This is a genomic window from Streptomyces sp. NPDC048182, assembly GCF_043202555.1.
In the GTDB taxonomy this organism is placed as follows: domain Bacteria; phylum Actinomycetota; class Actinomycetes; order Streptomycetales; family Streptomycetaceae; genus Streptomyces.
This window is the reverse complement of the sequence record NZ_JBIDAQ010000005.1, coordinates 335,246-361,979: the sequence shown is the minus strand read 5'-3', so window position 1 is coordinate 361,979 and position 26,734 is coordinate 335,246. Positions and strand designations below refer to the sequence as shown.

Genomic DNA, 26,734 nt, shown 5'->3' with positions numbered 1-26,734 from the left:
CGTGCCCACCCGTCCGCTCATGGCGCAGCTCGTCATCGTCCGCCACGCCGCCGCGGCGGCGGTCGCCGAGTACCGCCACCTCTACACCTGGCGCTCGTGGACCTTCGGCTGGCTGGGCCGGATGCTGTCCCAGGTCACCTTCTTCACCCTGGTGGGCCGGCTGCTGGGGTCCGAGGCGAGCGTGCACTACCTCGTCGTCGGCAACGCGCTGATGGTGTGTGTGATCGAGACGATGATGGTCGTCCCGGCCGGCTCGCGCGAACGGGCCGAGGGCACCCTCGTCGCCCTCTCCTCGACCCCGGCCCCCTGGGGCACGGTCCTGTTCGGCCGCGGCCTGTACGCGCCCGCCGGGGGCACCCTCACCAGCGCGGTCTCGCTCCTGGTGCTGGCCCCGCTGTTCGGCGTGCGGATCCCCCCGGGCCACATGCCGCTCCTGCTGCTGCTCGTCGTGCTGACCGCGCTGAGCACGTACGGCTTCGGCCTGCTGCTCTCCGCGCTGGTCATCGCGTTCCCCGGGGCGCGCAACATCGTCTCCAACTCGGCGACCCTGCTGATGACGGCCGTGTGCGGCGTGCAGGTACCGGTGGACTTCTGGCCCGCCTGGGTGCGGGCGGCGGCCGCCGTCGTGCCGCTCACCCACTGCCTCACCGCCGTGCGCGCCCTCGCCGCCCCGCACTCCACCGCCCCCGTCGCCGTGCCGGTGGTGCTCGCGCTCGTCACGGGCGCGTGCTGGCACGCCCTCGCGCACCTGGCGGCGTCCTGGGTCCGCCGCCACGAGAGGACGACCGGCAGCTTCGGCTACGCCTGACGGGTCGCGGCACGGACAGTCGTCCGACGCCCGGGTCAGGGTGACCGTCACCGTGCGCGCATCCGTCTCACCCCAGCACCGCCGCCACGACCCCGAGCACCGGTACGGCCGCGATCGTCGACAGCAGGACCGACTCGCGGGCCAGGGTCTCGGCGACGCGGTAGCGGGAGGCGTAGGTGAAGAGGTTCTGGGCGGCGGGGAGGGCCGCGGTGACCACGACGTCCAGCAGCGGGGCGCCGTGCAGGCCGAACACGCTGACGGCAAGGGCCCAGGCGGCCAGCGGCTGGCCCACCGCCTTCAGGGCCACCGACAGCAGCACCGGCGCCCTGTCGGTACCGCGGCCCGGCAGGCTGCTGCCGCACAGCGAGATACCGAACGCCATCAGCACGGCGGGCACCGACATGCCGCCGATGAGCTGCGACGTATCGAGGACCGGGCCCGGAACGCGCAGCCCGGACGCCGACACCGCCACGCCGCTCAGCGAGCCGACCGCGATGGGATTGCGCAGCGGGGTGAGCAGCCGCCGCCACAGGGGCCCCTGCTCGCCGTCGCCGGACAGGTCGAGCACGGTCAGGGCGATCGGCGTCACCATGATCTGCTGGAACAGCAGCACGGGCGCCACCAGCGACGCGTCCCCCAGCACGTACACCGCGATCGGGATGCCCAGGTTCCCGGAGTTCACGTAGCTCGAGCAGAGCGCGCCGATCGTCGTGCGGCCCAGGCCCCAGCGCCGTCCGATCCCCACCGCGACGAACACCCCGCCCGCGACCGCCGTGCTCATCGCCGTCACCAGGAGCCGGGTGGAGAGGACCTCCGACAGGTCGGCCCCCGCGAGCGTGGTGAACAGCAGCGCGGGCGAGGCCACGTGGAAGGCGAGCTTCGTCAGCACCTCCTGCCCGTTGTCCCCTAGGTAGTCGCGCCGGCCGATGACGTATCCGACGCCGATGACCACGGCGATCACGGCGAAGCCCGTCAACACCCCCTGCACGGCGCCTCCTCGGCCCTCACATCTGCCCCGCGCGTCGAACGGCGACCTCCGTCCCGGCGACGGCGTGGTGCTCGATCCAGGCCAGGGCCGTCTCCCGTTCCGCCCCGGTGGGCGACGGGCTCAGCTGGTCGGGGTGGCGGATCAGGAGGTGCTCGCGGGCCGTCCGCAGACCGAGGGCGCGAGCCCTCGGGGAGAGCCGTGGGTGGTCGGCGACCTCGACGGCGCGCTGCCACCAGCCCCGGCTGCGGGGGTCGATGGCGTAGTGCCACAGCGGTTGTGCGGGGTCGGCCACGGCGAGCAGGACCCGGTGCAGGACGTGGTCGCGCAGGCCGGGAGTGCCGAGCAGCCGGTCGGCCACCAGCAGCGGATGCTCTCCGTCCAGGCGCGCCCTCAGCAGGACCCATGTCATGAGCTGGCCGACATCATCGGCCCGGGAGGTGGCGAAGTCCCACAGTTCGGCGGCCTTGGCCTCGTCGGGAGCGCCGAGGTGGGTGAGGAGCCGCAGCTCGTCCTTCCAGACCGGCCGGGGTCTGTGCCACCAGGCGACCAGTCTCTCCGCGGCCGGGTGGCCCAGGTCGAGGGCAAGGCAGGTCAGGGTCACGAGCGGGTGGCGCCACTCGGTGTAGGTGGTCCGGTAGGGCCTGGTGAGGTCCTTCAGTCGTCGCGGCAGCAGCGCCTCGACCTCGGAGTACGCGGCCACGCCATGGGCGTGCAGGAGTTCGAGGCAGAAGCCGAGTCCCTGCAGGCCCGTCTCCGGGTCGGCCACCCGCTCCCGCAGCCAGCGCACGTCGTCGTCGGTGAGGATCCGGTAGCGGTGCCACACGTCGCCCAGTGCGCCCTCGTAGGCGGTGAGATCGGGCCCGGTGCCGGTCAGGAGACCGTCCCGGGCGGATTCGAAGCGGTTCACGGCGGACAGCATCCCGGCGGTGTCGGTGCCGACGAGCGCCGGGACGCCCGGCCGGTTCGCCGCGTCCCGCACGAGTCCCACCTGGTCACGGGCTGCCTGCGCCGCGACGACCCGCAGGGCACGGGGCAGCCGTTCGTCGGTGCTGAAGCGGACCGCTGCGAGGCGGGCGTAGGTCCGTGCGGCATCGTGGTCCGCCCCCGTCTCCCGGCACCAGTCGTCCGTGACACCCTCGATCAGCGCTCCGTACAGGGTGCGCAGTGAGGTCTCCGGAGCGTCGTGCGCGGTCAGTTCCGCCGCGACGACTGCGGCTGCCCGCGCCAGGTCGGCCGCATCGAGCGCTCGTTGCATCGCCAACCAGGGAGGAAGGGAACCGCGGTCGCCGGCGAGCGCGAACTCCCGTACGACGGCCAGGCTCCGTTCGGACGGCCTGCGGCCCAGGACGCTCGACGCTTCGGGGCCGAGGAGGGCGGTGACCTCCCACACCTCGTGGTGGTCGTGGCGCAGCAGCGCGTGCAGCAGGGCCCGCCAGGCGCTCCACTCCGCGAGCCGTCCGGCGTACTCCGCCCGCCAGACACGCAGGAGCAGGTCCGTCTCCGCGCGGGTGAGTCCCTCGCGCCGTTCCAGGCAGACGACGTACCGGGCGACGGCGGAGAGGTCCAGAGGGTCGCGCAGCCGCTCGTGGAGCCACTCCGACTCGGCCGGGGACAGCGGTCGGTAGCGGAACGCGCGAGCACCGCGGTCCACCGGCTCGTCGAGCGCGTCCAGGAACTGGCGTACGCCGTCGGGGTCCGCGGGCTCGGGCAGTCCGGCATCGTCGCGATGAGTGACCCGGTCCAGGGCGAAGGCGCCCCGCGGCCCACCGTCGACGATCCGGAAGCCGTCCGGACCGTCGCCGAGTCCGGCGGCCACGACGGTGTGGTCGCCGCCCCAGTGCACCAGCAGTTCGCCCCGGAGTCGTCCGCGGCTGTCGAAGGCCCGCTCGTGGGACTGCCAGTGCCAGTACGCGAAAGAGGCGGGAGCGGCGGACCCGCGATGGGCGAGGAGCTCGGCGGCGTCCTCATGGCCGTCGGACTGCGTGTAGCGGTCCCGTCGGGGAGGCGGCAGCACGAAGAACTCGTCGCCGCCGAGCCTCTGCCACCAGTCGGTGACGGCGGCGAGATCTGTGGGCCGCCGTGCCCGAGGGTTCCCTCGCGGGGTCGAGTCGGGGCTGTTCATGTACCGCTGCTCCCTGAGGTGTCCGGGATGTGCCCGGGTGCGCCGCCGGACGGGCTCCGGTGCGCGACTCACCCTGTCACACGGGGCAGACGGCCCGTGTCCTGCCTCGAATCGGCTCTGCCCGGCGTCACCGGTGTGCTCTGCGGGCGGAGAACGGCCACTTCGGCGCGGATGCGCCCGCTGCCGGTCAGCAGCCTGAACGATCCCCAGCCGGCAGGCCGCTCCCTCACCTTCACCCACGACATCGCCGGGCCGGACCGGTGGGCCGTCAGGCGGGTGGCGTGGAACCCGTGCCGTCCTCGAACGCGATCTCCTCCTTGCGGACGGTGTCGTGGATCTCGCGCTGTTCGGTGACCCGCTCCGTGCTGAGGCGGACGCGTTCCACCGGTACTTCTTCCTTCACCACGACGGGCCTCTCCGCGTGGAGGGTCACCTCGCTCTGGGCCTCGCCCATCGGCGCGTCGACCCGCTCGCCCGGGCGGACGGGCTCGCGCACGACCCGCACCTCTTCGTGGCTGACGGGAATGGTGGTGGTCACATGCTCGGTCACCACGACCTTCCTCAACCGTGCCGTGCCGACCACCTGCTCCTCGGCACCGACGTGCAGCCGCTCCTCCGAGCGCACCATCGTCTCGCCGTCATCACTCACGACGCTCTCGACGGCGCCCGGCGACGCGTCGTACGGGTCGGTGCCCGACAGTCCGACCGCGTCGTCGGCGAGCTCGTGGTGCGGCAGACCGTAGTGGTCGTACAGGCGCCTTTCCTCGGCGCGGGTGAGGAGGCCGTCGGTGTCCGCGCACGGGGCGGACTTGATGAGGTCCTTCGAGAACGGGACCCGCAGCTCCTCTCCCACAGCCTGCGCGCCGGCAAGGGGGATGAAGGTCTCCTTCAACCCGAGGAGCCCGGTGCTCACGGTGACCCAGGTGGGCCGTCCGGAGTCGTCACCGCAGTAGACATGGTCGACGAGACCGATCTTTTCGCCGGCCTGGTCGTGAACGGTGAGGTCGGCCAACTCGTCGCTGCGCAGATAGGTTGTCATCCCGAGCCTTCCAGCCAGTCGTGCCATCGATGGCAGGACGGTGTGAGCGTCCTGACCGTGGGGTGGGAGGAGCGGACTCACCTGCGGCTCCGCCCTGCTCCTCTCTCCGCTGACCAGTGCCCCTGTCCGCGCGGAGCAGCCCGGGCCACATCTGTTCGCCCCATGCCCCGGTCGAGGGGGACCGCCGTGCGCATGCCGTTGCCCCGAAGCTCGGTGTGGCCCTCGCCGAGAGTGGCGACGACGGCGGCGCGGCCTCGGCTACGACGGCCGCTGTGCCCGCCTGTCCGGCGCGGACGCCTGGGGCGGCACCGCGGCGCGCGGAGCTCAGGCCCCGGCCTGGAGGCGCAGGCCCGCCAGGGTGAGGTCCAGGGCGGCGAGGAACTGGTCGCGGTCGTCGTGTCCGGCGAACTCGTCGGCGATCTGGTGCACGAAGGGGAACTCCGCGGCGTCGAGCGAGCGCCACGTCTCGGCGAAGCGGCCGAGGAACTGGTCGCGGTCCACCTCGCCGTCGAGCAGTTCCTGGGGGATCTCCACGCCCAGGTCGGCGGCCGTGCCGACGACGACACCCGTGATCGCCGAGACGGCGTGGAACCGCTGGCGCGGCGTGAGGTCGAGGCGGAGCGTCTGCCGGCCGAGCCTGTCGTAGAGCCGCAGCGAGTTGCCCTGGACGTCCGTGTTGCGCATGAAGTACCCGGACAGCCAGGGCCGGTCCACGATCCCGTCGAAGAGCGCGACGGCCATCGCGCGCAGGTCGGCGATCGGGTCGTCGCTGTCCGGCTGCGCCTCGACGGCGGCCAGGATCCCGCCGACCGCGTGGTCGGTGGCGCGGTCGAGCAGCTCGTCCTTGTTCGCGACGTACCAGTAGATGGTGCCGACCCCGGTGCCGAGCCGGGCGGCCAGGGCGCGGAAGGTCAGCGCCGGGCCGCCCGCCTCGTCGAGAAGGGCGACGGCCGCGGTGAGGACGGCCTCCAGAGAGTGCGAAGCGCGCCTGCGTCCTCGGGGAGGTCCGCCGGCGGGGCGGGTTCGCGGGGGCGTCATGTCCCTCATCCAATCACAGCTTGGCCAGCATCGAACGATGTTCTACTCTAGAACCATGTTCCATCATCGAACGACGTTCTAGCCAAGGAGGCCGGCCATGACCACGACGACCACCCAGCCCCTCTCATCCCGCACCTACCCGTCGCTGCGCGCGGCGTGGATCCCCCTGGCCGCGCTCTGCCTGGCCTTCTTCGTCGAGATGGTCGACAACACGCTGCTGTCGATCGCGTTGCCCACCATCGGCCGGGACCTCGGCAGCGGCACCACCGCCCTGCAGTGGGTGACCGGCGCCTACTCGCTGACGTTCGGCGGTCTCCTGCTGACCGCCGGGTCGATGGCCGACCGCCTCGGACGCCGGCGCGTGCTGCTGGTCGGCCTCGCCGTGTTCGGCCTGCTGAGCCTCTGCGTCGTCGCCGTCGACTCCACCGCGCAGCTCGTCGCGCTGCGGGCCGGACTCGGCGTCGCCGCCGCGGCCATGGCGCCCATCACCAACTCGCTGGTCTTCCGGCTCTTCGACGACCAGGCGCTGCGCATGCGCGCGATGACCGTGATGATCGTCGTCGGCATGTCCGGCTTCGTCCTCGGCCCGCTCCTCGGCGGCACCGCGCTCGCCCACGTGAGCTGGCAGTGGCTGCTGCTGATCAACGCGCCGATCGCGCTGATCGCGGCCGTCGGCGTGCGGCTCGGCGTCGCCGCCGACCGGCGCGAGGACCTCACCGGGGACCGGCTCGACCTGCCCGGCGCCGCCCTGAGCGTCCTCACCATCGGCCTGGCCTGCTACGCGCTGACCAGCGGCGTCGAGCACGGCTGGCTCTCCGCGACCACGACCGTGTCGGTCCTCGGCGCCGTGGCCGCGGGCGCCGCGTTCGTCCGGCACGAGCGCCGCAGCGCGGCGCCCATGCTGGACCTGAGGATCTTCGCCAGTGGGACCGTCCGCGGCGCGTCCATCGCCCAGACCGGGACGTCCATCGCGATGGCCGGCGTGATGTTCGGCCTCATCCTCCACTTCCAGTACGCCTACGGGTGGAGCCCCGTGCGGGCCGGTCTGGCGAACCTGCCGATCATCGCGACCATGCTCGTCGCGACGCCGCTGTCGGAGTGGCTCGCGAAGCGGTTCGGCCACCGAGTGGCCTGCCTGGTGGGCGCGGCCTGTCTGGCCGGCGCGCTGGCCGGCCTCGCCTGGGGCGTGCAGCACGGGTACGCCGCCATCGCCGTCTGCATGGTCGTGATGACCGTCGGCCTGCGCACCGTCATGACGATCTGCGCGGTCGCCCTGGTCGAGGCGATGCCGGAGAACCGCACCTCGATCGGCACGGCGCTGAACGACACCGCCCAGGAGGTCGGCACCAGCGTCGGCACCGCCGTGGTCGGCACCATGATCGCCGCCCTGGTCACCACCCGGCTGCCCGCCGGTGCCTGGAGCGGCGACCTCGTGCGGTCGTTCTTCCACGGCGAGCGGATCACCTACGCCGTCCTCGCCGCCGTGGTCGGCCTGATCGCGACCGCCGGCGCCCTCACCCTCACCGACTCGCACGCCGTGGAGGAGCACGGCTCCGGAAGCGACGGCTGACTCGGCGGCCGATCCATGCCGAGGTCACCGCGGGACCGTCCCGCTCGCTCACGCGTGCGGCCGGGGGCGGACCAGCTGATGCCGGCCCGCCCCCGGCCACATGTCGGACCTGTCGCGCGCATCGGGACGGAGGTCCGGATGCGCGCGGCTGTCCGGAGTCAGGGACGCAGGGCGTCCTTGGCCTTCTCCTTCGCCTGGCGGGCGTCACCCGTGGACTGCTCGGCGCGTCCCTCGGCGGTCAGGCGCTCATTGCCGACCGCACGGCCGGCGGTCTCCTTGACCTTGCCCTCGACCTGCTCGGACTTCGCCTGGGCCTTCTCGTTGGCGGCCATTCGCGCCACTCCCTTTCTCGCCGTGCTCTCGGTGCACCCCGCTTGTGACCGCTCATCCCGCCGGCAAACACCGGGCCCGGCAGCCGCCCGTCACCCTCGGCTCCAGGGGCAGAGCCCAGCCCGGCGCCGGCGTCCGCGCGGCACCGACGAATGAGCAATACCGTGCAATCTCTGCGCGATATTGCTTGCCTCGGGCGGGGCGTACCAGGGTGGGGAAAACCTGCACCCGTCGCATCGCGGAGAGCCTCCATGCCTGTCCAGTCCAGTCCCGCCCACCTCGCCCTCGATGCCAGCCGGGAGCTGGTCGCGCGGCGGAAGGGGGTGCCGATGGTGGTGTCGTTGCGGGATGCGCGGGGCAGCGGAGGCGGTGCCGCCGCAGGCGGGGACGAGGGGCTCGCCGGCCTGTTCGAGGCGTACCGGGAGCAGCTCCACCCCGACGGGGCCGATGACGAGGCCGCGGTGATCGAGACGCTCCAGGCCGTCGCGTACGCGTCCCTGAAGGGCGGGGCTCAGGGTCCTGGTGCTGCCGGGAGGAGCGGGGGCCGGCACCGGGCCGTCGCCGACGACCTGCGCGCGGGGCGGTTCCTGCGGGTGATGAACTACCACAACACCCCGCCCAGCATGCGGGGGGAGCTCGTCACCGAGCTGGGGGAGCTGGCCGAGAGGTACGACACCGTCACCCTCGACGACCTCGACCGGCTCACCCGTACCGGCGCCTGGCACAAGGAGCGGCAGCCGCTGCTGCCCGTCTTCTACGAGGGGTACCGGGACAACTACGAGGTGGCCGCCGCCGCCTGCGAGGAGGCGGGCGTCGTCGGGTGGTTCTTCGTCTGCACCGGCTGGCTCGACACCCCCGTGCCGGAGCAGTACGACTTCGCGCTCGCTCACCGCATCAAGCTGGTCGCCGAGAACCCGCGCGACGAGCGCATCGCCATGACCTGGGACGAGATCGCCGACCTGCACCGGCGCGGACACGTGGTCACCCCGCACACCGCCTCCCACGAGCTGGCCGAGCGGGTGGTGACGCCGCAGGACGTGCGGCGCGAGGTGACCGACCCCAAGCGGCTGATGGACGCGGCCACCGGCGGCGACGCCGCCTGCACCGCCTGGCTGGCCGGCACCTCCTACACCGGAGGCACCGGCCCGGACCGGGCCCTGACCGACGCCGGCTACCGGTACCTGTTCGCCAACACCATGGTGCAGCGGATCTGAACCGGCTCGGTCAGCCGAGGTGCTGCACCATCGTGTTGCTGAACTGGTAGCGGTACCCCGCCTCCCGTACGGCCGCGTCCACCCGCGGATGCGGGCCGTACGGGGTGCCCCACAGGAACGCCGTGCAGGCCGAGTCCTGACCGGTCACCTCGTCCAGGCGGCGCTTGGGCTCCAGGACCTCCGCGCGGATCGCCTCCTCGGTCGTCAGGGACGCGGCGCTCGCGTGGCTCGCGGTGTGCGGGGTGACCACATGGCGGGTGCTGAGGCCGGCCACCTCGTCCCAGGTCATGGCGAGCCGCTCACCGCGCCGGTCCTCGGGGACCAGGTCGATGTTGTGCGCGTTCGCGTAGTCGTACTGGTCGGCGACCGGCACGTCGAGGAAGGCCGTGCAGACGAAGAACCAGGCCGTCAGGCCGGCCTCCTCGGCCAGTGGCGCCGCCACCTCCGCGTTGTTGCGGTACCCCTCGTAGAAGACGGGGATGACGCCCGGGCGGGACTTGTGCCAGCGGCCGGTGGTGCGGAAGGCGTCCAGGTCGGCCAGGGTGACCGGGTCGAACTCGGCGGCCAGCGCCTTGAGTTCGGCCCGGACCTTCTCCGTGTCGGCGTGCGGCGTGTTGTGGTAGTTGACCACGCGCAGGAAGCGGCCCTCGCGGAAGGCCCGTTCGTGGACGGTGAAGGCTGCCGTGGCGGGGGTGGTCGTCATCGCTGCTCCTCGTGCTCGTCGCGCGCGCCGGTGAAGTGGGCGACGGCCATCACCTGGAGGACGTCGATCAGGGCCTCTTCGGAGTCGTCCGCGGCATCGGGAGCCAGCTCCGCGCGGTAGTGGGTCAGCAGCTCGGCCAGCGCGCCGCCCTCGGCCCGTACGGGCTCCTCGGCGGCGGGGACGGGGTCCGCGCTCTGGAAGGCCAGGAACATGGGGATGCCCTCGCGTTCGAGGGTGCGTTCGCGGGCGTCGGCGAGGACCTGTCGGGGGTCGTCCACGGGGGGCATGGTCGTGCCTTTCTGGTCAGGTGCGTGAGGGTGGCGTCAGGTGCGCGGGCGCAGCAGCGCCAGCAGCTCCGCGGCGGCGTCGGTCGCGGCGGCCCGGCCCGCGGCCAGGTAGCCGCGCGGGTCCACGCGGTCGGAGGCGGCGAGTGTCTCCCGTACCGCCCCGGTGAAAGCCGTGTTGAGGTGCGTACCGACGTTGATCTTCCGCATGCCGTTGCGGACCGCCGCGAGGAGCTCCTCGTCCGGGACGCCGGAGGAACCGTGCAGCACCAGGGGGACGTCCACCGCGTCGCGCAGCCGGGCGATGAGGTCCTGGTCGAGGCGGGCGGTGCGGGTCGTCATGGCGTGCGAGCTGCCGACCGCGACGGCCAGCGCGTCCACGCCGGTCGCCGCGACGAACGCCGCCGCGTCGGCCGGGTCGGTGCGGGCGCCCGCCGCGTGCACGCCGTCCTTGCCGCCGATCTCGCCCAGCTCCGCCTCCACCCACACGCCCCGGGTGTGCAGGCGGGCGGCCACCTCGGCGGTGGCGGCCACGTTCTCCCCGTGCGGCAGCTTCGAGGCGTCGAACATCACCGACGTGCAGCCCAGTCCGGGCGCCGCGAGGGCGAGTTCCGGATCCTCGACGTGGTCCAGATGGAGGGCGAGGGGCAGGCGGCAGCGCCGGGCCACGGCGGCGCAGGCGGCGACGAGGGCGGCCGGGTCGTCGCCGTGGTGGCGCACCGCGTTGTGGCTGACGGCGAGCAGGGCGGGCCGGCCGGTGCGCTCGCAGGCGGCGGCTATCGCCTCGGCGTGCTCCAGGGTGATCACGTTGAAGGCCAGGGCCGCGGTGCCGGACCGCGTCGCCAGGCCGACGACGTGCGGGGTGGCTGTCAGGGGCATGGGGGTGTGTCTCCGCTCGACGGGTACGTGAGGGGGGGGGCGGTGCTCAGGCGGGCAGCACCCGGCCGCCGCTCGCCGTGAGCGCGGCCGGCACGGGGTGGTCGGGGGCCGCGTCGGTGACCAGCGTGGCGACCCGTCCCAGCGGGGCCAGCCGCACCGGCCCCCGGCGGCCCAGCTTCGACTCGTCGGCGAGGACGACGATGTCGTGGCCCGCGCCGAGCAGGGCCCGGTCGGTCTGCGCCTCGTCCACGTGGGCGCCGGTCAGCCCGGCCGCCGCGTCCAGGCCGTAGGCGCTGCTGAAGACCTGGTCGATCTGCAGCTCGGCCAGGGCGAGTTCGGCGAGGTGGCCGAGGAGCGACTGCTCGCGGTGGCGCAGCACGCCGCCGAGCACGATCACGTCGACGGACGCGGTGGCGGACAGGATGCGGGCGATGGGCAGGGCGTTGGTGACGACGGTGAGGTCCCGGCGCTCGGTCAGCCGGCCGGCCAGCGCCTCGGTCGTGGTGCCGCCGCTGATCAGGATGGTGCTGCGGTCCCGGATCAGGGAGAGCGCGGCGGCGGCGATGCGCCGCTTCTGCTCGGGCTGCTCGGCCGCGCGGGCCGGCTGGTCGGGCTCCACGGACTCCGCCAGCGCGGTCGCCCCGCCGTGCACCCGGCGCAGCAGCCCTTGCAGCTCCAGGTCCCTGAGGTCGCGCCGGACGGTGGAGGGGCTGATGCGCAGCAGCCGGGACAGCTCGACCACGTTCACCGCGCCCCGGATGCGCAGCCGGTCCAGGACGGCGTGGTGGCGCTGCGGCGCGAGCAGGAAGTCAGTAGCCACGGCCGCGGTCCACCAGGTTGAGCAGGTCCGCGCCGGCCAGGTGCCGCCCGACGTTCTCGCCGACCAGCCGCAGCACCTGCTCCGCGTAGTCCGGCGCGAAGCCCGCCACGTGCGGGGTCAGCAGCACACCGGGCTCGGTCCACCACGGGCTGTCCGGACTCAGCGGCTCCTCGTCGAAGACGTCCAGCGCGGCGCCCGCGACATGGCCCGAGCGCAGGGCCCGCAGCAGCGCGTCCTCGTCCACGATGCCGCCGCGCGCCACGTTGACGACCATCGCGCCCGGCTTCAGCGCGGCCAGCGCCGCCGCGTCGACCATGCCGCGGGTCTCCTCGGTGAGCGGGCAGGTGACCACCAGGAAGTCGCAGCGGGCCAGGAAGTCGTGCAGCCGGTCCGGTGTGTAGATCTCCGCCTCGGCCTCGTCGCGCGCCGACGCGCCGAAGTACGCCCCCGCGCGCGCCGTCCGCTGCCGCTTCAGACCGAGGACGTCCATGTGGTGGGCGCGGGCCAGGCGGCCGATCTCCTGGCCGATGCGGCCGTAGCCGATGACGCCGAGGGTGGCGCCGCGCAGGGTGCGGGGCATCAGGGTGTCCCAGCGCTCGCCCAGCGAGGGCCAGACGGCGGAGCGCTGGACGGCCATGGCCCGAGGCAGGCGGTGCGCCAGGCCGAGGACCATCATCAGCACGTACTCGGCCATCGGCACCGGCGAGATGCCGCCGATGGAGGTGATGGGGACCGGCAGCTGCCAGACGGGCGTGTCCTTCAGGTGGTCGGCGCCCGAGGTGTCCAGCTGGATCCACTCCAGGCGGGGCGCCTGCCCCGCGCCGGGGAAGACGCCGCCGGTGTGCAGGACCTGGGTCCGGGCCCACACCTCCGCGGGCACGTCGGCCGCGCTGTCCGCCGTGATCTGGGTGACCTCCAGGCGGGGGTGGCGCTCGCGCAGCCGGTCCAGCCAGGCGTCGGGGAAGGACAGGGTGCTGAGGTAGTGGACGGTGCTCATCACTTGATTCCCGATCGTGCGAAGCCCTGGACGAAGTACTTCTGGAAGCACAGGAAGATGACGACCATGGGCAGGACGGACAGCAGCGCGAGCGCCATGATCGCGCCGTAGTTGGCGGTGTACTCGCCGTTGACGAACTGCATCCCGACGGACAGCGTGTAGAGCCGGGTGTCCTTCAGGACGGTCAGCGGCCAGGCGAAGTCGTTCCACTGGTAGAGGAAGGTCAGCAGCGACAGCACGGCGATCAGCGGCTTGCACAGCGGCAGCACCACCGTCACGAAGGTGCGGATCCGGCCCGCCCCGTCCACCCGGGCCGCCTCCAGGATCTCGTCGGGGATGCCGAGCATGAACTGGCGGGCCAGGAAGATGCCGAAGGCGGTGGAGGAGGACGGGAGGATCACGGCCCAGAAGCTGCCGAACATGCCCATGGCGCTGACCAGTTTGAACTGTGGCACCATCAGCACCTGCACGGGCACGGTCATCGTGCTCAGCAGGAGCAGGAAGACCAGGTCGCGGCCCCGGAAGGGCATCTTGGCGAAGACGTAGCCGGCCAGCAGGTTGACGGTCACGGTGATCGCCACCACGCACACCGTGACGACCGTGGAGTTCATGACCCAGGTCCACACCGGGAAGGCGAAGACGGTCCGGAAGTTCTCCAGGGTGAAGGTGCTCGGCCACCAGCTGAGCCGGGTGGAGTGCAGGTCGGACAGGGGTGAGAAGGCGGTCAGCAGCATCCAGTACAGGGGGAGCGCCATCGCCAGCCCGACGAGCGCCGCGGCGGCCACTCGCAGGCACTTCAGGCGCTTGGCGCGCCGCTGCCGGACGAGGAGCAGGTGCCGGGTGTCGGGCCCGGTGAGGGTGGTGGTGGACATGCGGGAGCCCTTCGGAAGAGGCTGTGGACGGCGAGCCGTTGGGGAGGTGGCGGCCGCTCGGGGTCAGCCGACGGTGTCCCGGTTGCGGCTGAACCGCCACTGGAGCGCGGTGAACGCCATGACCAGCACGTACAGCACGATGCCGATCGCCGCCGCGTAGCCCTGCTGGCGGCCCTCGAAGCCGTTGCGGTAGGCGTAGGTGATCATCACGTCGGTGGCGTGGCCGGGGCCGCCGAGTGTCATCACGAAGACGGTGTCGAAGACCTGGAACGAGTAGATGACGTTCATGATCAGCAGGAAGAAGGTGGACGGGCCCAGCATCGGCACGGTGATGTCGCGCAGCCGCTGCCAGTAGCTCGCCCCCTCCACCCGGGCCGCCTCGTACAGCTCGGGGGAGATGCCCTGCAGGCCGGCCAGGTAGATGACCATGTTGAAGCCGACCCGCATCCACAGGGTGATCAGCACGACCGACGCCATCGCCGCCGTGCCGTCGGTCTGCCAGGGCAGCCCGTCGATGCCGACCGTGCCGAGCAGCTTGTTCAGCAGGCCGATGTTCTCGTCGAACATCAGAGTGCCGATCAGGGCGGTGGCGACGCCGGAGATCACCATCGGCAGGTAGACGAGGGTGCGCCACAGCGGCCGGGCCGGCAGCACGGAGTCGAACAGCAGGGCCAGGCCGAGGCCGAGGGCCATCTCCACCGGAACGGTCGCCACGCAGAAGACGGCCGTGTTGCCCACGGTCTGCCAGAACACCGGATCCTGAACCAGCTGGCGGTAGTTGGCGAGCCCGGCCCAGGTCGGCGAGGTCAGGCCGGTGCTGTACTGAAAGCTCAGCACGAACGCCATGACCAGCGGCACCAGCAGGAAGACGGTGACCAGGGTCAGGTTCGGGGCGAGCATCGTCCAGGCGCCGAGGGACTCGCGCACCCGGGCCGCCCGGCCCGGTCGGCGGCCCGGTGGCGGTGCCGGCCGCCCGGCTGTCGGGGTGCGGGCGGCGGTGGTGGTGAGGGTGGCCATGGCAGCTCCGTGGCGGGGAGGAGAGGAGTTCACTGGGCGGCGAGCGCCGCGCGGGTGGCGTCGGCGATCTGCCGCAGGACGGCCTCGGCCGGCTTGCCGTTCACGAAGGCGGCCTCCAGTTCGTCCTGGAGCGCGGCGTTGACGCGGCCGAAGAACGGCACGGCGATCTCGGCGGTCATGGCCGGGGTCAGGGTGGTGGCCTGGTCGGCGAAGGCCGGCATGAGATCGGGGCGCACCGCGTAGTCGAGGCGGCTCTGCAGGAGTTCCTTGCGGGTGGGCAGGACCACGCACTGCTCGCAGAAGCGGCGCATGTTCTCCTCGCTCACCAGGAACTTGAGGAAGTCGGCGGCCAGTTCGGGCTTCTCCGTGGAGTGCGTCGCCACCACGGCGTTGCCGCCGAGGTCGGTCGCGGCCCGGCGGTCGCGGGGCTGGTAGGTGACGCCGAACAGGTCCTCGTCCAGGCCGGCCACCATGTTCGGCAGCAGGAAGTCGCCGGCGAAGGCCATCGCGGTGGTGCCGGCGGTGAACAGCGAGTCCGGGAAGGACGCGGTCTTCACGGAACTGTTGGGCGGCACCCAGCCCCGGCGGAAGAAGTCCTGGGTGAAGCGCAGGGCCTTCAGCCCGGCCGCCGACTCCAGGGCCGGCGCCTTCAGGTCGGGGGTGAGCAGGCTGCCGCCCGCCTGCCAGAGCCAGGAGAGCCAGCGGAAGGCGCCCGCCTGCTGCCAGCCGTAGGTGAAGGGGTACACCCCGTGCAGCTTGCTGCGCAGTCTTGCGCAGACGTCGCCGAACTCGGCCCAGTCCCAGGCGTCTTCGAGCCGGGTGGGCACCTCGGTGATGCCGGCCCGCTCGAACATGTCCTTGCGGTACAGGACCGCGGTGGTGTCCGTCTGGTGCGGCACCGCGTAGGGGCGGCCCTCGTGGCACACCGCCTTCCACAGGGCCGGCAGAAAGGCAGATCGCTCACCCTCGCTGAAGTACGGTGAGAGATCCAGGAGTTGCCCGCTGGCGCTGTACATGCCCAGGTTGGCGTAGTCGCAGCGGAACAGGTCGGGGGCCCGGCCGCCGGCCAGCAGAGCGTCCATGTTGGTGTACATCTGCTGGTAGGGCTCGCTCTTGATCTCCACCCGGATTCCGCGGTTGCGTTGCTCGTACGCGCGGGCCAGCGAGTGGAAGACGGCCGTCTCCGTCTCGGTGCCCCACAGGGCGAAGGTGAGCGTGTCCGGGCCCGCGCTGCCGGTGGCGGAGGGGGTGAAGCCCGAGCGGCGGGCGAAGCCGACGGCGCCCGCTCCGGCCACGGCCGCGCCGAGCAGTGCGCGCCTGGTGACAGACATTGGCGCAGTCCTCCCGATGTCGGATGCGGGGGTGTCCGGCCCCGTCGGAGCCGGCGTGACTGCTTTCTATCCCTCCCGCCAAGACCAGTCAATAACAAGCACGTCATGCTTTCTTTTGCTCGTTTTCCCTTGACCCTGCTCCCCGGGCCACCTAGCGTCTGCGCATCCGAAGGCCCCTCGACGGGGGCGGGAGGCGAGGTGGGAGACATGCCGGTCATCCAGGTCAGCGCGCCCGGGACGGGTGACGCGCAGCGCGACGCGGCACGGCTCACGGCTCTGTGCCGGGCGGTCGCCGACGAGTTGGGGCTGCCCGGCTCGGGGGTGGTGGCGGCGCTCACCGCGGTGTCGGCCACGGTGACCGGCCAGGGCCCGGTCGCGGCCTGGCCGACGGCCGTCGTGCACGGCTCGGCGCGGCCGGCGCCGGCGACCGAGGCCGCGCTGGAGGCGGCCGGGCGGGTACTGGCGGCACAGTGGGGCGTCGCGCCGGACGAGGTGTGGGTGGAGTGGAGCGCCGGACGGCTGCCCGGCAGGCCGTGATCCGGCCGTGCCGGAGCCCTGATCAGGCCCTGATCACGTCCACGCCGGCCGCGGCCAGCGCGGCGACCTCCGCCTCCGGCGCCGAGGCGTCCGTGATCACCCGGTGCAGCCGGGCCGCCGAGGCGACCCGCACCGGTCCGGAGCGGCCGAACTTGGACCCGTCGACCAGCACCGTCACCCGCTGCACCCGGGACAGCAGCCAGCGGTCCGTCTCGGCCTCGTCCACGTGCGCGCCGCTGATGCCGGCCGCGTTGATGCCGTAGGCGCCGACATACGCCTCGTCGATGTGCAGCTCCTCCAGCGCCTGCCGGGTCAGGTGGCCGAGGAGGGACATCTCCCGGTGCCGCAGGTAGCCGCCGAGGACCACCGTGGTCACGCTCTCGTGGTGCGCCAGTTCGCCCGCCAGGTGCAGGGAGTTGGTGACCACGGTCAGGTCGGGGACCGCGCTCAGCAGCGGCGCGAGCATCGCGGTGGTGGTGCCGCCGGTGATCAGCACCGTGGTGCCCGGGCGCAGGTGGCGCACCGCCTCCTCGGCCAGCTGGCGCTTCTCCCAGGAGGCGACATCGCTGCGGGCGGGGCGGTCGGGCTCCTCACCCCCGCCGTCGGCCGCCGGCTGCTGGGCGACCGCGCCGCCGTGAGTGCGGTTGAGCAGCCCCTGGTCCTGGAGGTGGGACAGGTCGCGCCGGATGGTGGACGGGCTCACCCCGAGCCGCTCGGCCAGCAGGCCCACCTGCGCCACACCCGCCTCGCCCACCATCCGCAGCAGCTTGTTGCGGCGTTCGGCGCCCAGCATCCGTTCCTCGCCCCCTCGTTCCGGGCACCTCGTGCGGAGACGCCTGCCGATGTCCAGGAAACCTTACGCGGACGCGGCTCACCCGCTCCCCGGGCGCGCACCCCAGGGGCGCAGGGTGCCCAGCACGGCGTCCCGTGCCCGCCCGGCGTCCCAGAGGTCGAGGGCCGCGGTGGAGATCTCCTCCGGCGTGTGCCACCGGGCGCCCGTCCCCGCCCCGTCCCCCTCCTCGTGCCATCCGAGCACGAGCAGGCGGCAGTCGGGGGCCGGCCGCGCCTCGGGCGGCAGCTCGGCGGGGTGCCAGGGGCCGGTGGCGGACTCCCGCCCCACGGGCGCCGCGTGCGCGCTGGTCAGCACCAGGACCACCGGCCGCCCCGGTGGCACCGCCCGCACCAGGGTGCGTACGGCGGGTGGGCCGGCGAAGGGGCAGTAGAGCAGGGCGCCGGTGAACGGCACGTCCCGGGCGGCCGACGCCAGCGCCGCTTCCAGGCCCGGTGCCCCGACGTCCCGGGGGAACGGCCGGGCGCGTCCGTCCGTACGGCGCTCCAGGTCGGCCAGGGTGGTGGCGGTCCTGGCCAGCGCGGTGACCCGGTCGCCCCGGTCCGTCACCGCGTGCACCGCGGGGAGCAGAGCGCCGGTCGCGCCGACGACCAGCAGGTGGGCGGGGGAGATGCGTCGGGGCATCGCGGCTGCTCCGTTCTCGGGGGCTCGGCGCCGCCGCTGCCGACCGCGGCGGGGCCCCAGTCTCGGCCGCCCGCGCCACCACGGCAAGCGGTGCTGCTCATTTTTGCGCGAGTGTGCTCATTGACGCGCATTCCGAGCCGTGCCAATGTGCCCACCATGGCACTCGCCCCTTCCCCGCCCTTCACCGACGCCGCGCCGCCCCCGTCCCGCGGGGGCCTCGGACTCGCCCAGGGCCGCTACGGCGCGCGCGGCAATCTGGAGCTGGTGCTCTGCGACGAACGCGACGGCCTGTGGGTGCTCTGGCACAACACCGACCCCGAGGGCGCGGCGACCCCCGAGGGCGCCCCGCCGCCCGGCGAGTGGAGCGGCGCCCTGCGCTTCGCCGCCGGCCGCCGCTACGACGACGTCCGCGTCCTGCAGAGCCGCAACGGACCCGACCACCTGGAGGTCCTGGCCCGCTCGGGCACCGACCCGCACCGCCTGCGCTGGAGCCCCGAGGCCGCGTTCACCCCCGAGGACCCGCCCCCCGGCCGGCTCGGCCCGCACCCGACACTCACCGAGACCGCCGACGGGGCGCTGTGGACCGCCCTCGCGCCCGCCGACGGCGAGCCCGTCCGGCCGCACCGCGCCGACCCGGCCGGCTACCCCCGGCTCACCTGGTCCCCGGCCGGTCCGCCGGTGCCGCCGCAGCCGCCGCGCACCGTGCTGCTCGCGGCCGGCCCGGACGCCGACCGCCCCGCCACCCTGGCGTACTCCGCCGAGGGCGCCCGCTGGACCGATCCCCGGGGCCGGAGCACCGAACTGCCCGGCGCCGCGCACGCCGCCTGCGCCTGGGGCGCGCACGGCCCGCTGGTCCTGCTGGCGGACGGGGACGCGGGCCTCCTCGCCGTGCGCCCCCGCCCCCTGGCCGCACGCGCCGGCGCCGAACCGCCCCGCCCGCTCCCGCTGCCCGGCACCGGCACGGTCACCGCGCTGGCGGCCACTCCCGTACGGCACGATCCTGGACGCACCGACCTGGTGCTGCGCCGGGGCGGCGCCCTGTGGCACCTGACCGACCGCGGGCCCGGGACGGAGCCGGTCCACCGCCTCCTGACGAGCCGCCTGAACCGCGACCCGGCCGACCCGGCCCCCGTCCACCGCCGCTGACCCCCCAGTGGCGTCTCCAGCCCTCTCCCGAACCCGAACGTCCGAGTCAGAGAACAGGAACCCCATGCGGATCCTCCTAGTCGGCGCCGGAGGCGTCGGCACCGCCGCGGCCCGGATCGCCGCCCGCCGCCCCTTCTTCGAGGCCTGCGTCGTCGCCGACCACGTGGCCGAGCGCGCCGAGGCCGCCGCGGCCTCCACCGGCGACCCGCGCTTCACCGCCGCCCGGGTCGACGCCTCCGACGAGGCGGCCGTGCGCGCCCTGCTCGCCGAGCACCGGTGCGACGTGCTGTTCAACGCCACCGACCCGCGCTTCGTCATGCCGCTCTTCCGGGCCGCGCTGGCCGGCGGCGCGCACTACCTCGACATGGCGATGTCCCTGTCCCGGCCGCACCCCGGCGACCCGTACGCCCGCACCGGCGTCAAGCTCGGTGACGAGCAGTTCGCCCTGGCCGAGGAGTGGGAGCGCGCGGGCCGGCTCGCCCTGGTCGGCATGGGCGTCGAGCCCGGCCTGTCCGACGTCTTCGCACGCTACGCCGCCGACCACCTCTTCGACCGCGTCGAGGAGATCGGCGTACGCGACGGCGCCGACCTGACCGTGGAGGGGTACGACTTCGCCCCCTCCTTCTCCATCTGGACCACGATCGAGGAGTGCCTCAACCCGCCGGTGGTCTGGGAACGGGAGCGCGGGTGGTACACCACCCCGCCGTTCTCCGAGCCGGAGGTGTTCGACTTCCCCGAGGGCATCGGTGAGGTCGAGTGCGTGAATGTGGAGCACGAGGAGGTGCTGCTCGTCCCGCGGTGGGTGGACGCGGAGCGGGTGACCTTCAAGTACGGGCTCGGCGCCGAGTTCATCGAGGTGCTGCGGACCCTGCACAAGCTGGGCCTGGACCGCACCGAGCCGGTGGAGGTGGGCGGGGTGAAGGTCTCCCCGCGCGACGTCGTCGCGGCCTGCCTGCCCGACCCCGCGCGACTCGGCGACCGGATGCGCGGCAAGACCTGCGCCGGCACCTGGGTGAAGGGCGTGCGCGACGGGGCGCCGCGCGAGGTGTACCTGTACCACGTGGTGGACAACGCCTGGTCGATGGCCGAGTACGGCTCCCAGGCCGTGGTCTGGCAGACGGCCCTCAACCCGGTCGTCGCCCTGGAGCTGCTCGCCGGCGGGGTGTGGCGGGGGACCGGGGTCCTCGGCCCGGAGGCGCTGCCCGCCGACCCGTTCCTCGACCTGCTCGCCGACTACGGCTCTCCCTGGGGGATGCGCGAGCAGTGACCCGGGCCCGATGAGAAGGGGCGGGAGGCGACCGATCGCCTCCCGCCCCTTCCTCGTGCCCCCGTTCGTCGGTGCGCCGGTGCGCCGGTACGCCGGTGTCAGACGGTGACCGCCCCGTCCGAGGCCGAGCCCACCGTCGCGACGTACTTGCTGAACACGCCCCGCTCGGCCGGCCGCTCCGGGCGCCGCCAGGCCGCGCGCCGCCGGGCCAGTTCCTCGTCGCCGACCTGGAGGTCCAGGGTCTCGGCCGCCGAGTCGACGACCACCGTGTCCCCGTCCCGCACCAGCGCGATCGGCCCGCCCTGGAAGGCCTCCGGGGCGACGTGGCCGATGACCAGGCCGTGCGAGACGCCGCTGAACCGGCCGTCCGTGACCAGCGCGACCGAGTCGCCGAGGCCCTGGCCGACCAGCGCGCCGGTGATGGACAGCATCTCCCGCATGCCGGGACCGCCGGCCGGGCCCTCGTAGCGCACGATGACGATGTCCCCGGCGCGGACCACGCCGGCCTGGATGGCCGCGAAGCACTCCTCCTCGGAGTCGAAGACGCGGGCCGGCCCCTCGCGCCGGAAGTCGGGCCTGCCGCCCAGCTTGAGCACGCAGCCGTCGGGCGCCAGCGAACCGCGCAGCACCGCCAGCGCACCCGGCGGCTTCACCGGCTCGGCCACGCTCGCCACCACCTCCTGTCCCGGCGTCTCCCGGGCACCCGCGGCGACGTCGGCGAAGGACCGCCCGTCGACCAGGACCGCCCCCTCGCGCAGCAGCCCCGCCGCGAGCAGCCGGGCGGCCACCAGTGAGGTGCCGCCGGCCCGCCACAGGTCGACCGCGGTGTGCGGCCCGGACGGCTTGAGGCCGGTCACGATGGGCACGCGGCGGCAGACCGCGCCGATCTCGTCGATGGCCAGCTCCACGCCGGCCTCCCGGGCCACCGCCAGCAGGTGGAGCACCGCGTTGGTGGAGCCGCCCATCGCGGCGACCGACACGATCGCGTTGTGCAGCGCGTCGGCGGTGAGGATGTCCGACGGGCGCACCCCGCGCGCCAGCACGTCCAGGGCCACCTCGCCCACCCGCTCGGCCGCCGCCTGCTTCTCCGCGGCCACCGCCGGCACGTCCCCCACGCCGAAGGGCGCGAGGCCCAGGAAGTCGGCGACGGTACCCATGGTGTTGGCGGTGTACTGGGCCGCGCAGGTGCCCGCGCCGGGGCAGGCGCTGCGGGCCAGGTCGTCCACGTCCTCCTGGCTCACGCGGCCCACCGCCCGCTCGCCCAGGGCCTCCCACATGTCCTGGATCGTGACGTCCCGGTCGCGCCAGCGGCCCGGCATCATGCTGCCGCTGTAGAGGAGCACGGCGGGGACGTCCAGGCGGGCCATGGCCATCATGGCCGCGGGCACCGTCTTGTCGCAGCCCACGATGCAGACCAGGGCGTCGAACCCGTGGGCGCGGCCCATCAGTTCGATGGAGTCCGCGATGACCTCCCGGCTCACCAGCGACGCCCGCATGCCCGGCGTGCCCATGGTGAGGTTGTCGGACACGGCGATCGAGTTGAACTCCATCGGGGTGCCGCCGGCCCGGCGGACGCCGGTGGCGACGTGCCGGGCGAGGTCGCGGTGGGTGAGGTTGCAGGGCATCGTGCCGGTCCAGGTGGACGCGATGCCCACGGTGGGCCGGCGCATGTCCTCGTCGGTCAGGCCCATGGCGTACAGGTGGGAACGGGCCGGCGCGCGGTCCGGATCGTCGGCGATGCTCATCGCGGTCCTCCTGGTGCGGGTGCGAGTGCGGGTGGGGAAGCGGTGCGGGGCCCTCAGCCGGTGACGCGCACCGTGTTGCGCAGCGCGCCGACGCCCTCGACCTCGATCTCGACGACGTCCCCGTCGGTCAGCCACAGCTGCGGGGTGCGGCCCATTCCGACGCCGTGCGGGGTGCCGGTGGCGATGACGTCGCCGGGGTTCAGGGTGAGGTAGCGGGAGAGATAGGAGACGGTCTCCGCCACTCCGAAGATCATCTCCTTGGTCGAACTGTGCTGGACCGTGGTGCCGTTGACCCGGGCGGCGATCGCCAGGGCCTGCGGGTCGGGCACCTCGTCGCTGGTGACCAGCCACGGACCCAGCGGGCAGAAGTCGTCGAAGTTCTTGCCCCGGAACCACTGGCCGTCCGAGAACTGGGCGTCCCGCGCGGAGACGTCGTTGGCGACGGTGTAGCCGAAGACGTGCTCCATCGCCCGCTCCACCGGCACGTCGCGGGCCGGCCGCCCGATGACGACGGCGAGTTCGGCCTCCCAGTCCAGCTGCTCGGTGGTCCCGCGCGGCACGCGGATCGGGTCGGTCGGGCCGGTGAGGCAGTGCGCGGTCTTCACGAAGGCGAGCGGCACCTCGGGGGTGTCCAGGCCCGTCTCGCGGATGTGGTCGGCGTAGTTGAGGCCGATGCAGACGATCTTCTGCGGTGCGGCCAGCGGGCTCAGCAGCTCCACCTCGGCGAGCGGCACTCCCGGCACGTCGGCGGCCAGCACCTCGTGCGCGGTGCCGTCGGCGATCAGGTCGCGGACGGCGTCGGCCATGAAGCGGTCGTCCTCGGCGACGACGGGGTGGGCGGTGCCGCCCTCGATCCGGGCGGCGGACACCCGGCCCTGGTGGCGGATGCGGGCGATCTTCACAGGGAGGCTCCAGGCTTCGGGCTCTTGCGGACAGGGATCAGGCGAACCGGGGCAGGAACGCCCGCTGGGCGTCGAGGAGCGCGTGGGTGAGCGCGGCGGCCGCGTCGGGGTCGGTGACCGCGCCGTCGGCGATCATCGCCTCGACCACCAGCTCCCGATCGCCCTTCATCGCGGCCTCGGTGGCCAGCTCCACGGAGGTCAGCCGCCGGGCCAGGATCGAGGTCAGCGGCGCGGAGAGGTCCGGCACGGACACCGGGCGCAGCCCCCGCGCGGTCGCGACGGCCGGGATCTCCAGGGCCGCCTCGTCCGGCAGGCCCGGCACGGACCCCCGGTTGGGCACGTTGACGGAGAACATCTGCCGCCGGTCGAAGGTGATCGACCGGATGATGGCGATGAGCTGCTCCTGCTCACCGGTGGAGTTCTCGAAGGCGGCGGCGTCCAGCGGGGCGCCGTCCTCGGCCTGCGCCCGCATGCCCTGGTAGCGGTCCTCGCCCCACTGGAGGATCTCCGGCACCGAGAAGGCGTCGACTCCGAGCTTCTTGCCGTAGTAGTCGCCGTGCGCCCAGCGCTCGGGGAAGAACTCCACCACGTGCCGGTCGTTGGCGGCCGGGTAGGCGCCGTAGCGGCGGAAGATCTCCCAGGAGAACGGGTTGTGCCACGCCTTGCCGTTCTCCCAGATCGCGCCGATGTCCGCCGGGTCGGCCGGCTCGGCCAGCTCCCGTTCCATCCGGGCCCGCACGCCGGGCCAGGCGTCGCGGCCGTTGTGCCGGAAGTCGTAGATGAAGGTGAGGTGGTTGATGCCGGCGTACAGCGTGGACGTCTCCTCGAACGGCAGCCCGGCGAAGGCGGCCAGCTCCCGCTGCACGTGGTGCATGCCGTGGCACAGGCCGACCGGCGCGGCACCGGCGTGGCGGGTCATGGCCTGGATGTTGGCGGTCATCGGGTTGCTGTAGTTGAAGAAGAAGGCGTCCGGGGCCAGTTCGGCCACGTCCCGGGCGATGTCCACCATGACGGGGACGGTGCGCAGCAGCCGGGAGACGCCGCCGGGCATCACCGAGTCGCCGACCGGCTGGTACACGCCGTGCTCCTGGCAGATCTCGTGGTCCCGCTGCCAGGCGGGGCGCCCGCCGACGCCGACGCAGGTCACCACGTAGTCGGCGCCCGGCAGTTCGCGGCGCCGGTCGGCCGAGGCGCGGACCCCGATCCGGTCCCCGGCGCCCTGTGCCTCGACCATCCGCCGGGCCAGCCGCTCGGCCACGCCGAGCGCCTCCTCGTCGACGTCGACCAGGCGGATCTCCCAGGACCCGAGGTCGTCCGCGGTGATCAGATCGGCCAGCAGGCCACGGGTGAACACGGCGCTGCCGGCGCCGATCAGGACGAGCACGCGGCGGTCGGACATCTCGGGGTTCCTTTCGGCGGAGGTCTGGTGCGAGGGGATCTCTGGGGCGGGGGCGGCGCTCAGGGTGTGCCGGTGGGGGAGGGGAGGGCGGCCCGGGCCGCCTCGCCCAGCGGGGTGCCGGCCAGGGCCGCGGCGTACAGGACGGCGCCCACCACCGGCTCGTAACGCGGCGGCCGTACGTCGAAGTCCGGGTTCAGACGCGCCAGTTCGGTCCGGAAGGCGGCAGCGGCGCGGGCGGCGCCGAAGACCCCGCCGGAGTACGACACCGGGACCGGCTCCCCGGCGGCGAAGCCGAGTCGTTCCCGGGCGGTGGCGGCCAGCAGGGCGAGTTCCCGGCCGGCCGCGTCGAGGATGGCGCGCGCGGTGGCATCGCCGAGATCCGCGGCCTCGGTGACGCACCGGCTGAGTGCCGCGACGCCGTCCCGGCCGAGGCCGCCGTACAGCACCCGCCCCACCAGGTCCAGGTCGGCGCCGAGCCCGAGGCGGCGGCGCAGGACGCCGGCCAGCGGTCCCGGAGCCAGCCGCCCGTCGCTCATGCGGGTGAAGGCGTTCAGGCCCCGCACGGCGATCCAGTGGGCGGACCCCTCGTCGCCGAACAGCTCGCCCCAGCCGCCGACGCGCACCGGGGCGCCCGCGCGCTCGCCGTAGGCCAGGGAACCGGTGCCGCTGATCACGTTGATGCCGGGCCCGAGGCCGAGCGAGCCCGCCCAGGCGCAGACCATGTCGTTGCCGACGCCGTACCGGTCGTGTCCGAGCAGCCGGCCGGGCAGCGCCTCCTGGGCCGCCGTCAGCGCGCGGGACTCCCCGTGGGCCGGCAGTCCGAAGAAGGCGTACGCGAGGGCCGACGGGTCGACGCCCGCCTCGACGCACACCTGGGCCACCCCGGCGGCCAGGACGGGGAGGACGCCGTACGAGCCGTCGTCGCCGGCCGCGTCGGCGGGAGAGGTGCCCGGACCGGTGAACCGGGCGCGCACCGTGCCGGCCGCGTCGGCCAGGCAGAAGGCCGTCTTGGTACCGCCGCCGTCCACCCCGAGGAACAGGGCGGGGGTGTCCGGTGCGGTGCCCGCCGCCGGGCCGGTCACGGCAGCAGCGGGTGGACGGTGACGCCCTGCACGACGCGGTTGACCTCGCCGTCCGGGAAGGGGTTGTCGGGGCGGATCCCGCGGTCCAGGGAGGCGCGCAGGGCGAGGCGCTGCGCGCACACCACGGCCGGCAGGGCGAGCGCGGCGTCGTCGGCGTCCTCCGCTCCCGGCAGCAGCCAGGTGTCCTCGGCCGGCAGCCCGTCGGCCCGCCCGGCCACCGCCGCCACCCGGCCGGGGGGCAGCGCGGCCCGCATCTCGGTCAGGATGTCCAGGTCGTAGCGGCGGGTGTAGGGGTCGTTCGAGACATACACGACGAGCGCGGTGCGGTCGGTCAGGAGCGCCTTCGGCCCGTGCCGGAAGCCGAGCGAGGAGTCCGCCCAGGCCGCCACCGCACCGCCGGTCAGCTCCAGGAGCTTGAGCGCCGACTCGCCGGCCAGCGCCTTCAGCGCGCCGCTGCCCAGATAGACCACGCGGTCGGCGGCATGGGCGGCGAAGGCGTCGACGCGCTCGCCCAGCTCCCCCTCGGCCACGGCCCGGGCCGCGGCGGCCAGCGGCTCCGCGCCGCCCGCCGGGAGATGGCCGAAGGCGAGCGAGACGGTGAGGAGCATGCAGGTCAGGCTGGAGGTCATGGCGAAGCCCCGGTCGTCCGCGGCCGGGGGCATCAGCAGCACGTGCGAGCCGTCCCGGTCCCGGTGGGCGCGCGCCAGGTCGCCCTCGGCGTTGCAGGTCACCACCAGGTGGGCGCACCGGCCGAGCAGGGCGTCGGCGATCTCGGTCGCGGCCGTGCTCTCCGGGCTGTCGCCGGACCGGGCGAAGGAGACGAGCAGGGTGGGCAGGTCCTCGCCGAGGCAGCCGTACGGGTCGGCGACGATGTCCGTCGTGGCGATCGCGTCCACCCGCCGCCCGGTGCGCCCGGCCAACGCGGCGCGCAGGATCTCCCCCGCGTAGGCGGAGGTGCCGGCACCGGTCAGCACGATGCGCAGCCGGGGGTCGGCCAGCAGCGGGCCGAGGAACGCGCCGAGGCGCGGCCGCGCCTCGGCCACGGCCCGGTCGACCCGCCGCCACAGCTCGGGCTGCTGGGCGATCTCCCGGAGGGTGTGCTCGGCGCCGGGTGCGGCGGACGGGGCGGGGCTGAGGGGGGCGGTCACGCGGGCTCCTTGAGCTGCTCGG

26 protein-coding genes are annotated in these 26,734 nt (G+C 73.8%); 6 read left to right on the top strand and 20 right to left on the bottom strand.

The annotated features are described in order from the left end of the window. Position 1 precedes the first annotated feature (1 nt). Entirely contained in the window at positions 2–808 is an 807-nt protein-coding gene (locus tag ACGFZL_RS12965; RefSeq protein ID WP_393691079.1) for an ABC transporter permease, read from the top strand. Positions 809–875: 67 nt separating this feature from the next. On the opposite strand, the gene ACGFZL_RS12960 is transcribed toward ACGFZL_RS12965, so the two are convergent. The 4 genes from ACGFZL_RS12960 to ACGFZL_RS12945 all read right to left on the bottom strand — a co-directional run bounded on the left by ACGFZL_RS12960 (position 876) and on the right by ACGFZL_RS12945 (position 5,929). Beyond that, positions 876–1,796, bottom strand: coding sequence for an AEC family transporter (locus ACGFZL_RS12960; protein ID WP_393691077.1), 921 nt, complete (start codon positions 1,794–1,796; stop codon positions 876–878). 16 nt (positions 1,797–1,812) lie between these two features. Next, positions 1,813–3,918 carry a hypothetical protein gene (locus tag ACGFZL_RS12955; protein ID WP_393691075.1) on the bottom strand — a complete coding sequence of 702 codons (2,106 nt, stop codon included), beginning with the start codon at positions 3,916–3,918 and terminating at the stop codon, positions 1,813–1,815. Between the two features lie 268 nt (positions 3,919–4,186). Beyond that, complete coding sequence (locus ACGFZL_RS12950) at positions 4,187–4,957, bottom strand: DUF2382 domain-containing protein (protein ID WP_393691073.1); 771 nt, start codon at positions 4,955–4,957, stop codon at positions 4,187–4,189. 324 nt (positions 4,958–5,281) lie between these two features. Further along, positions 5,282–5,929 carry a helix-turn-helix domain-containing protein gene (locus ACGFZL_RS12945; RefSeq protein WP_355171588.1) on the bottom strand — a complete coding sequence of 216 codons (648 nt, stop codon included), beginning with the start codon at positions 5,927–5,929 and terminating at the stop codon, positions 5,282–5,284. A 163-nt stretch (positions 5,930–6,092) separates the two neighbouring features. On the opposite strand from ACGFZL_RS12945, the gene ACGFZL_RS12940 reads away from it, so the two are divergent. Next, on the top strand, positions 6,093–7,565 hold the full coding sequence (locus tag ACGFZL_RS12940) for an MFS transporter (protein WP_393691071.1): 1,473 nt from the start codon (positions 6,093–6,095) through the stop codon (positions 7,563–7,565). A 158-nt stretch (positions 7,566–7,723) separates the two neighbouring features. On the opposite strand, the gene ACGFZL_RS12935 is transcribed toward ACGFZL_RS12940, so the two are convergent. Beyond that, complete coding sequence (locus ACGFZL_RS12935) at positions 7,724–7,897, bottom strand: CsbD family protein (protein ID WP_355171253.1); 174 nt, start codon at positions 7,895–7,897, stop codon at positions 7,724–7,726. A 249-nt stretch (positions 7,898–8,146) separates the two neighbouring features. Here ACGFZL_RS12935 and ACGFZL_RS12930 point away from each other — a divergent pair, with 249 nt between their 5' ends. Further along, positions 8,147–9,109, top strand: coding sequence for a polysaccharide deacetylase family protein (locus ACGFZL_RS12930; protein ID WP_355171251.1), 963 nt, complete (start codon positions 8,147–8,149; stop codon positions 9,107–9,109). 10 nt (positions 9,110–9,119) lie between these two features. Here the strand turns inward: ACGFZL_RS12930 and ACGFZL_RS12925 are convergent, their stop codons facing one another. The 8 genes from ACGFZL_RS12925 to ACGFZL_RS12890 form a co-directional block, all read right to left on the bottom strand. Continuing rightward, the gene (locus ACGFZL_RS12925; RefSeq protein ID WP_393691068.1) at positions 9,120–9,812 is read right to left on the bottom strand and encodes a polysaccharide deacetylase family protein; all 693 of its coding nucleotides are present in this window, start codon (positions 9,810–9,812) and stop codon (positions 9,120–9,122) included. Next, positions 9,809–10,090 carry a hypothetical protein gene (locus tag ACGFZL_RS12920; RefSeq protein WP_393691066.1) on the bottom strand — a complete coding sequence of 94 codons (282 nt, stop codon included), beginning with the start codon at positions 10,088–10,090 and terminating at the stop codon, positions 9,809–9,811. Before ACGFZL_RS12920 ends, ACGFZL_RS12925 begins: the two co-directional genes overlap by 4 nt. Positions 10,091–10,135: 45 nt before the next feature. Continuing rightward, positions 10,136–10,975 carry a class II fructose-bisphosphate aldolase gene (locus ACGFZL_RS12915; RefSeq protein ID WP_393691064.1) on the bottom strand — a complete coding sequence of 280 codons (840 nt, stop codon included), beginning with the start codon at positions 10,973–10,975 and terminating at the stop codon, positions 10,136–10,138. Between the two features lie 46 nt (positions 10,976–11,021). Next, complete coding sequence (locus ACGFZL_RS12910; protein WP_393691062.1) at positions 11,022–11,795, bottom strand: DeoR/GlpR family DNA-binding transcription regulator; 774 nt, start codon at positions 11,793–11,795, stop codon at positions 11,022–11,024. Beyond that, entirely contained in the window at positions 11,785–12,792 is a 1,008-nt protein-coding gene (locus tag ACGFZL_RS12905; RefSeq protein WP_393691060.1) for a D-2-hydroxyacid dehydrogenase, read from the bottom strand. The genes ACGFZL_RS12910 and ACGFZL_RS12905 overlap by 11 nt, the downstream gene beginning before the upstream one ends. Beyond that, complete coding sequence (locus ACGFZL_RS12900) at positions 12,792–13,664, bottom strand: carbohydrate ABC transporter permease (RefSeq protein ID WP_355171239.1); 873 nt, start codon at positions 13,662–13,664, stop codon at positions 12,792–12,794. Before ACGFZL_RS12900 ends, ACGFZL_RS12905 begins: the two co-directional genes overlap by 1 nt. Positions 13,665–13,727: 63 nt before the next feature. Next, on the bottom strand, positions 13,728–14,681 hold the full coding sequence (locus ACGFZL_RS12895) for a carbohydrate ABC transporter permease (RefSeq protein WP_393691058.1): 954 nt from the start codon (positions 14,679–14,681) through the stop codon (positions 13,728–13,730). A 29-nt stretch (positions 14,682–14,710) separates the two neighbouring features. Beyond that, positions 14,711–16,012, bottom strand: a complete 1,302-nt coding sequence (locus ACGFZL_RS12890) for an ABC transporter substrate-binding protein (protein ID WP_393691056.1) — start codon at positions 16,010–16,012, stop codon at positions 14,711–14,713. A gap of 207 nt (positions 16,013–16,219) precedes the next feature. Between ACGFZL_RS12890 and ACGFZL_RS12885 the strand changes: the two genes are divergently transcribed. Beyond that, positions 16,220–16,549: a hypothetical protein gene (locus ACGFZL_RS12885; protein WP_393691054.1), complete on the top strand. Its 330-nt coding sequence runs from the start codon at positions 16,220–16,222 to the stop codon at positions 16,547–16,549. A 22-nt stretch (positions 16,550–16,571) separates the two neighbouring features. On the opposite strand, the gene ACGFZL_RS12880 is transcribed toward ACGFZL_RS12885, so the two are convergent. Both ACGFZL_RS12880 and ACGFZL_RS12875 read right to left on the bottom strand, forming a co-directional pair. Beyond that, positions 16,572–17,342 (bottom strand): DeoR/GlpR family DNA-binding transcription regulator, encoded by a 771-nt coding sequence (locus ACGFZL_RS12880; RefSeq protein WP_355171231.1) that lies wholly within the window; start codon positions 17,340–17,342, stop codon positions 16,572–16,574. A 78-nt stretch (positions 17,343–17,420) separates the two neighbouring features. After that, positions 17,421–18,023, bottom strand: a complete 603-nt coding sequence (locus ACGFZL_RS12875) for a hypothetical protein (protein ID WP_393691052.1) — start codon at positions 18,021–18,023, stop codon at positions 17,421–17,423. A gap of 156 nt (positions 18,024–18,179) precedes the next feature. On the opposite strand from ACGFZL_RS12875, the gene ACGFZL_RS12870 reads away from it, so the two are divergent. Together ACGFZL_RS12870 and ACGFZL_RS12865 are read left to right on the top strand one after the other, a co-directional pair. Beyond that, positions 18,180–19,169 (top strand): hypothetical protein, encoded by a 990-nt coding sequence (locus ACGFZL_RS12870; RefSeq protein ID WP_393691050.1) that lies wholly within the window; start codon positions 18,180–18,182, stop codon positions 19,167–19,169. Positions 19,170–19,233: 64 nt separating this feature from the next. Beyond that, complete coding sequence (locus ACGFZL_RS12865) at positions 19,234–20,436, top strand: saccharopine dehydrogenase family protein (RefSeq protein WP_393691048.1); 1,203 nt, start codon at positions 19,234–19,236, stop codon at positions 20,434–20,436. 98 nt (positions 20,437–20,534) lie between these two features. Here the strand turns inward: ACGFZL_RS12865 and ilvD are convergent, their stop codons facing one another. From ilvD to ACGFZL_RS12840, 5 genes are read right to left on the bottom strand one after another with little or no spacing between them, the layout of a single operon-like run. Next, the gene (gene ilvD, locus ACGFZL_RS12860; RefSeq protein ID WP_393691046.1) at positions 20,535–22,181 is read right to left on the bottom strand and encodes a dihydroxy-acid dehydratase; all 1,647 of its coding nucleotides are present in this window, start codon (positions 22,179–22,181) and stop codon (positions 20,535–20,537) included. 53 nt (positions 22,182–22,234) lie between these two features. Then, the gene (locus tag ACGFZL_RS12855) at positions 22,235–23,083 is read right to left on the bottom strand and encodes a fumarylacetoacetate hydrolase family protein (RefSeq protein WP_393691044.1); all 849 of its coding nucleotides are present in this window, start codon (positions 23,081–23,083) and stop codon (positions 22,235–22,237) included. A gap of 37 nt (positions 23,084–23,120) precedes the next feature. Continuing rightward, on the bottom strand, positions 23,121–24,482 hold the full coding sequence (locus ACGFZL_RS12850) for a hypothetical protein (RefSeq protein WP_393691042.1): 1,362 nt from the start codon (positions 24,480–24,482) through the stop codon (positions 23,121–23,123). Positions 24,483–24,541: 59 nt separating this feature from the next. After that, positions 24,542–25,564, bottom strand: coding sequence for a BadF/BadG/BcrA/BcrD ATPase family protein (locus ACGFZL_RS12845; RefSeq protein ID WP_393691040.1), 1,023 nt, complete (start codon positions 25,562–25,564; stop codon positions 24,542–24,544). Then, positions 25,561–26,712 carry an SIS domain-containing protein gene (locus ACGFZL_RS12840; protein ID WP_393691038.1) on the bottom strand — a complete coding sequence of 384 codons (1,152 nt, stop codon included), beginning with the start codon at positions 26,710–26,712 and terminating at the stop codon, positions 25,561–25,563. Before ACGFZL_RS12840 ends, ACGFZL_RS12845 begins: the two co-directional genes overlap by 4 nt. Positions 26,713–26,734 lie beyond the last annotated feature (22 nt).

Coding starts and splice junctions, on each gene's coding strand:
- ACGFZL_RS12955 (WP_393691075.1), bottom strand. CDS start 3,918: ATGAACAGCCCCGACTCGACCCCGCGAGGGAACCCTCGGGCACGGCGG.
- ACGFZL_RS12950 (WP_393691073.1), bottom strand. CDS start 4,957: ATGACAACCTATCTGCGCAGCGACGAGTTGGCCGACCTCACCGTTCAC.
- ACGFZL_RS12940 (WP_393691071.1), top strand. CDS start 6,093: ATGACCACGACGACCACCCAGCCCCTCTCATCCCGCACCTACCCGTCG.
- ACGFZL_RS12935 (WP_355171253.1), bottom strand. CDS start 7,897: ATGGCCGCCAACGAGAAGGCCCAGGCGAAGTCCGAGCAGGTCGAGGGC.
- ACGFZL_RS12930 (WP_355171251.1), top strand. CDS start 8,147: ATGCCTGTCCAGTCCAGTCCCGCCCACCTCGCCCTCGATGCCAGCCGG.
- ACGFZL_RS12925 (WP_393691068.1), bottom strand. CDS start 9,812: ATGACGACCACCCCCGCCACGGCAGCCTTCACCGTCCACGAACGGGCC.
- ACGFZL_RS12915 (WP_393691064.1), bottom strand. CDS start 10,975: ATGCCCCTGACAGCCACCCCGCACGTCGTCGGCCTGGCGACGCGGTCC.
- ACGFZL_RS12905 (WP_393691060.1), bottom strand. CDS start 12,792: ATGAGCACCGTCCACTACCTCAGCACCCTGTCCTTCCCCGACGCCTGG.
- ACGFZL_RS12900 (WP_355171239.1), bottom strand. CDS start 13,664: ATGTCCACCACCACCCTCACCGGGCCCGACACCCGGCACCTGCTCCTC.
- ACGFZL_RS12895 (WP_393691058.1), bottom strand. CDS start 14,681: ATGGCCACCCTCACCACCACCGCCGCCCGCACCCCGACAGCCGGGCGG.
- ACGFZL_RS12890 (WP_393691056.1), bottom strand. CDS start 16,012: ATGTCTGTCACCAGGCGCGCACTGCTCGGCGCGGCCGTGGCCGGAGCG.
- ACGFZL_RS12885 (WP_393691054.1), top strand. CDS start 16,220: ATGCCGGTCATCCAGGTCAGCGCGCCCGGGACGGGTGACGCGCAGCGC.
- ACGFZL_RS12880 (WP_355171231.1), bottom strand. CDS start 17,342: ATGCTGGGCGCCGAACGCCGCAACAAGCTGCTGCGGATGGTGGGCGAG.
- ACGFZL_RS12875 (WP_393691052.1), bottom strand. CDS start 18,023: ATGCCCCGACGCATCTCCCCCGCCCACCTGCTGGTCGTCGGCGCGACC.
- ACGFZL_RS12870 (WP_393691050.1), top strand. CDS start 18,180: ATGGCACTCGCCCCTTCCCCGCCCTTCACCGACGCCGCGCCGCCCCCG.
- ACGFZL_RS12865 (WP_393691048.1), top strand. CDS start 19,234: ATGCGGATCCTCCTAGTCGGCGCCGGAGGCGTCGGCACCGCCGCGGCC.
- ilvD (WP_393691046.1), bottom strand. CDS start 22,181: ATGAGCATCGCCGACGATCCGGACCGCGCGCCGGCCCGTTCCCACCTG.
- ACGFZL_RS12850 (WP_393691042.1), bottom strand. CDS start 24,482: ATGTCCGACCGCCGCGTGCTCGTCCTGATCGGCGCCGGCAGCGCCGTG.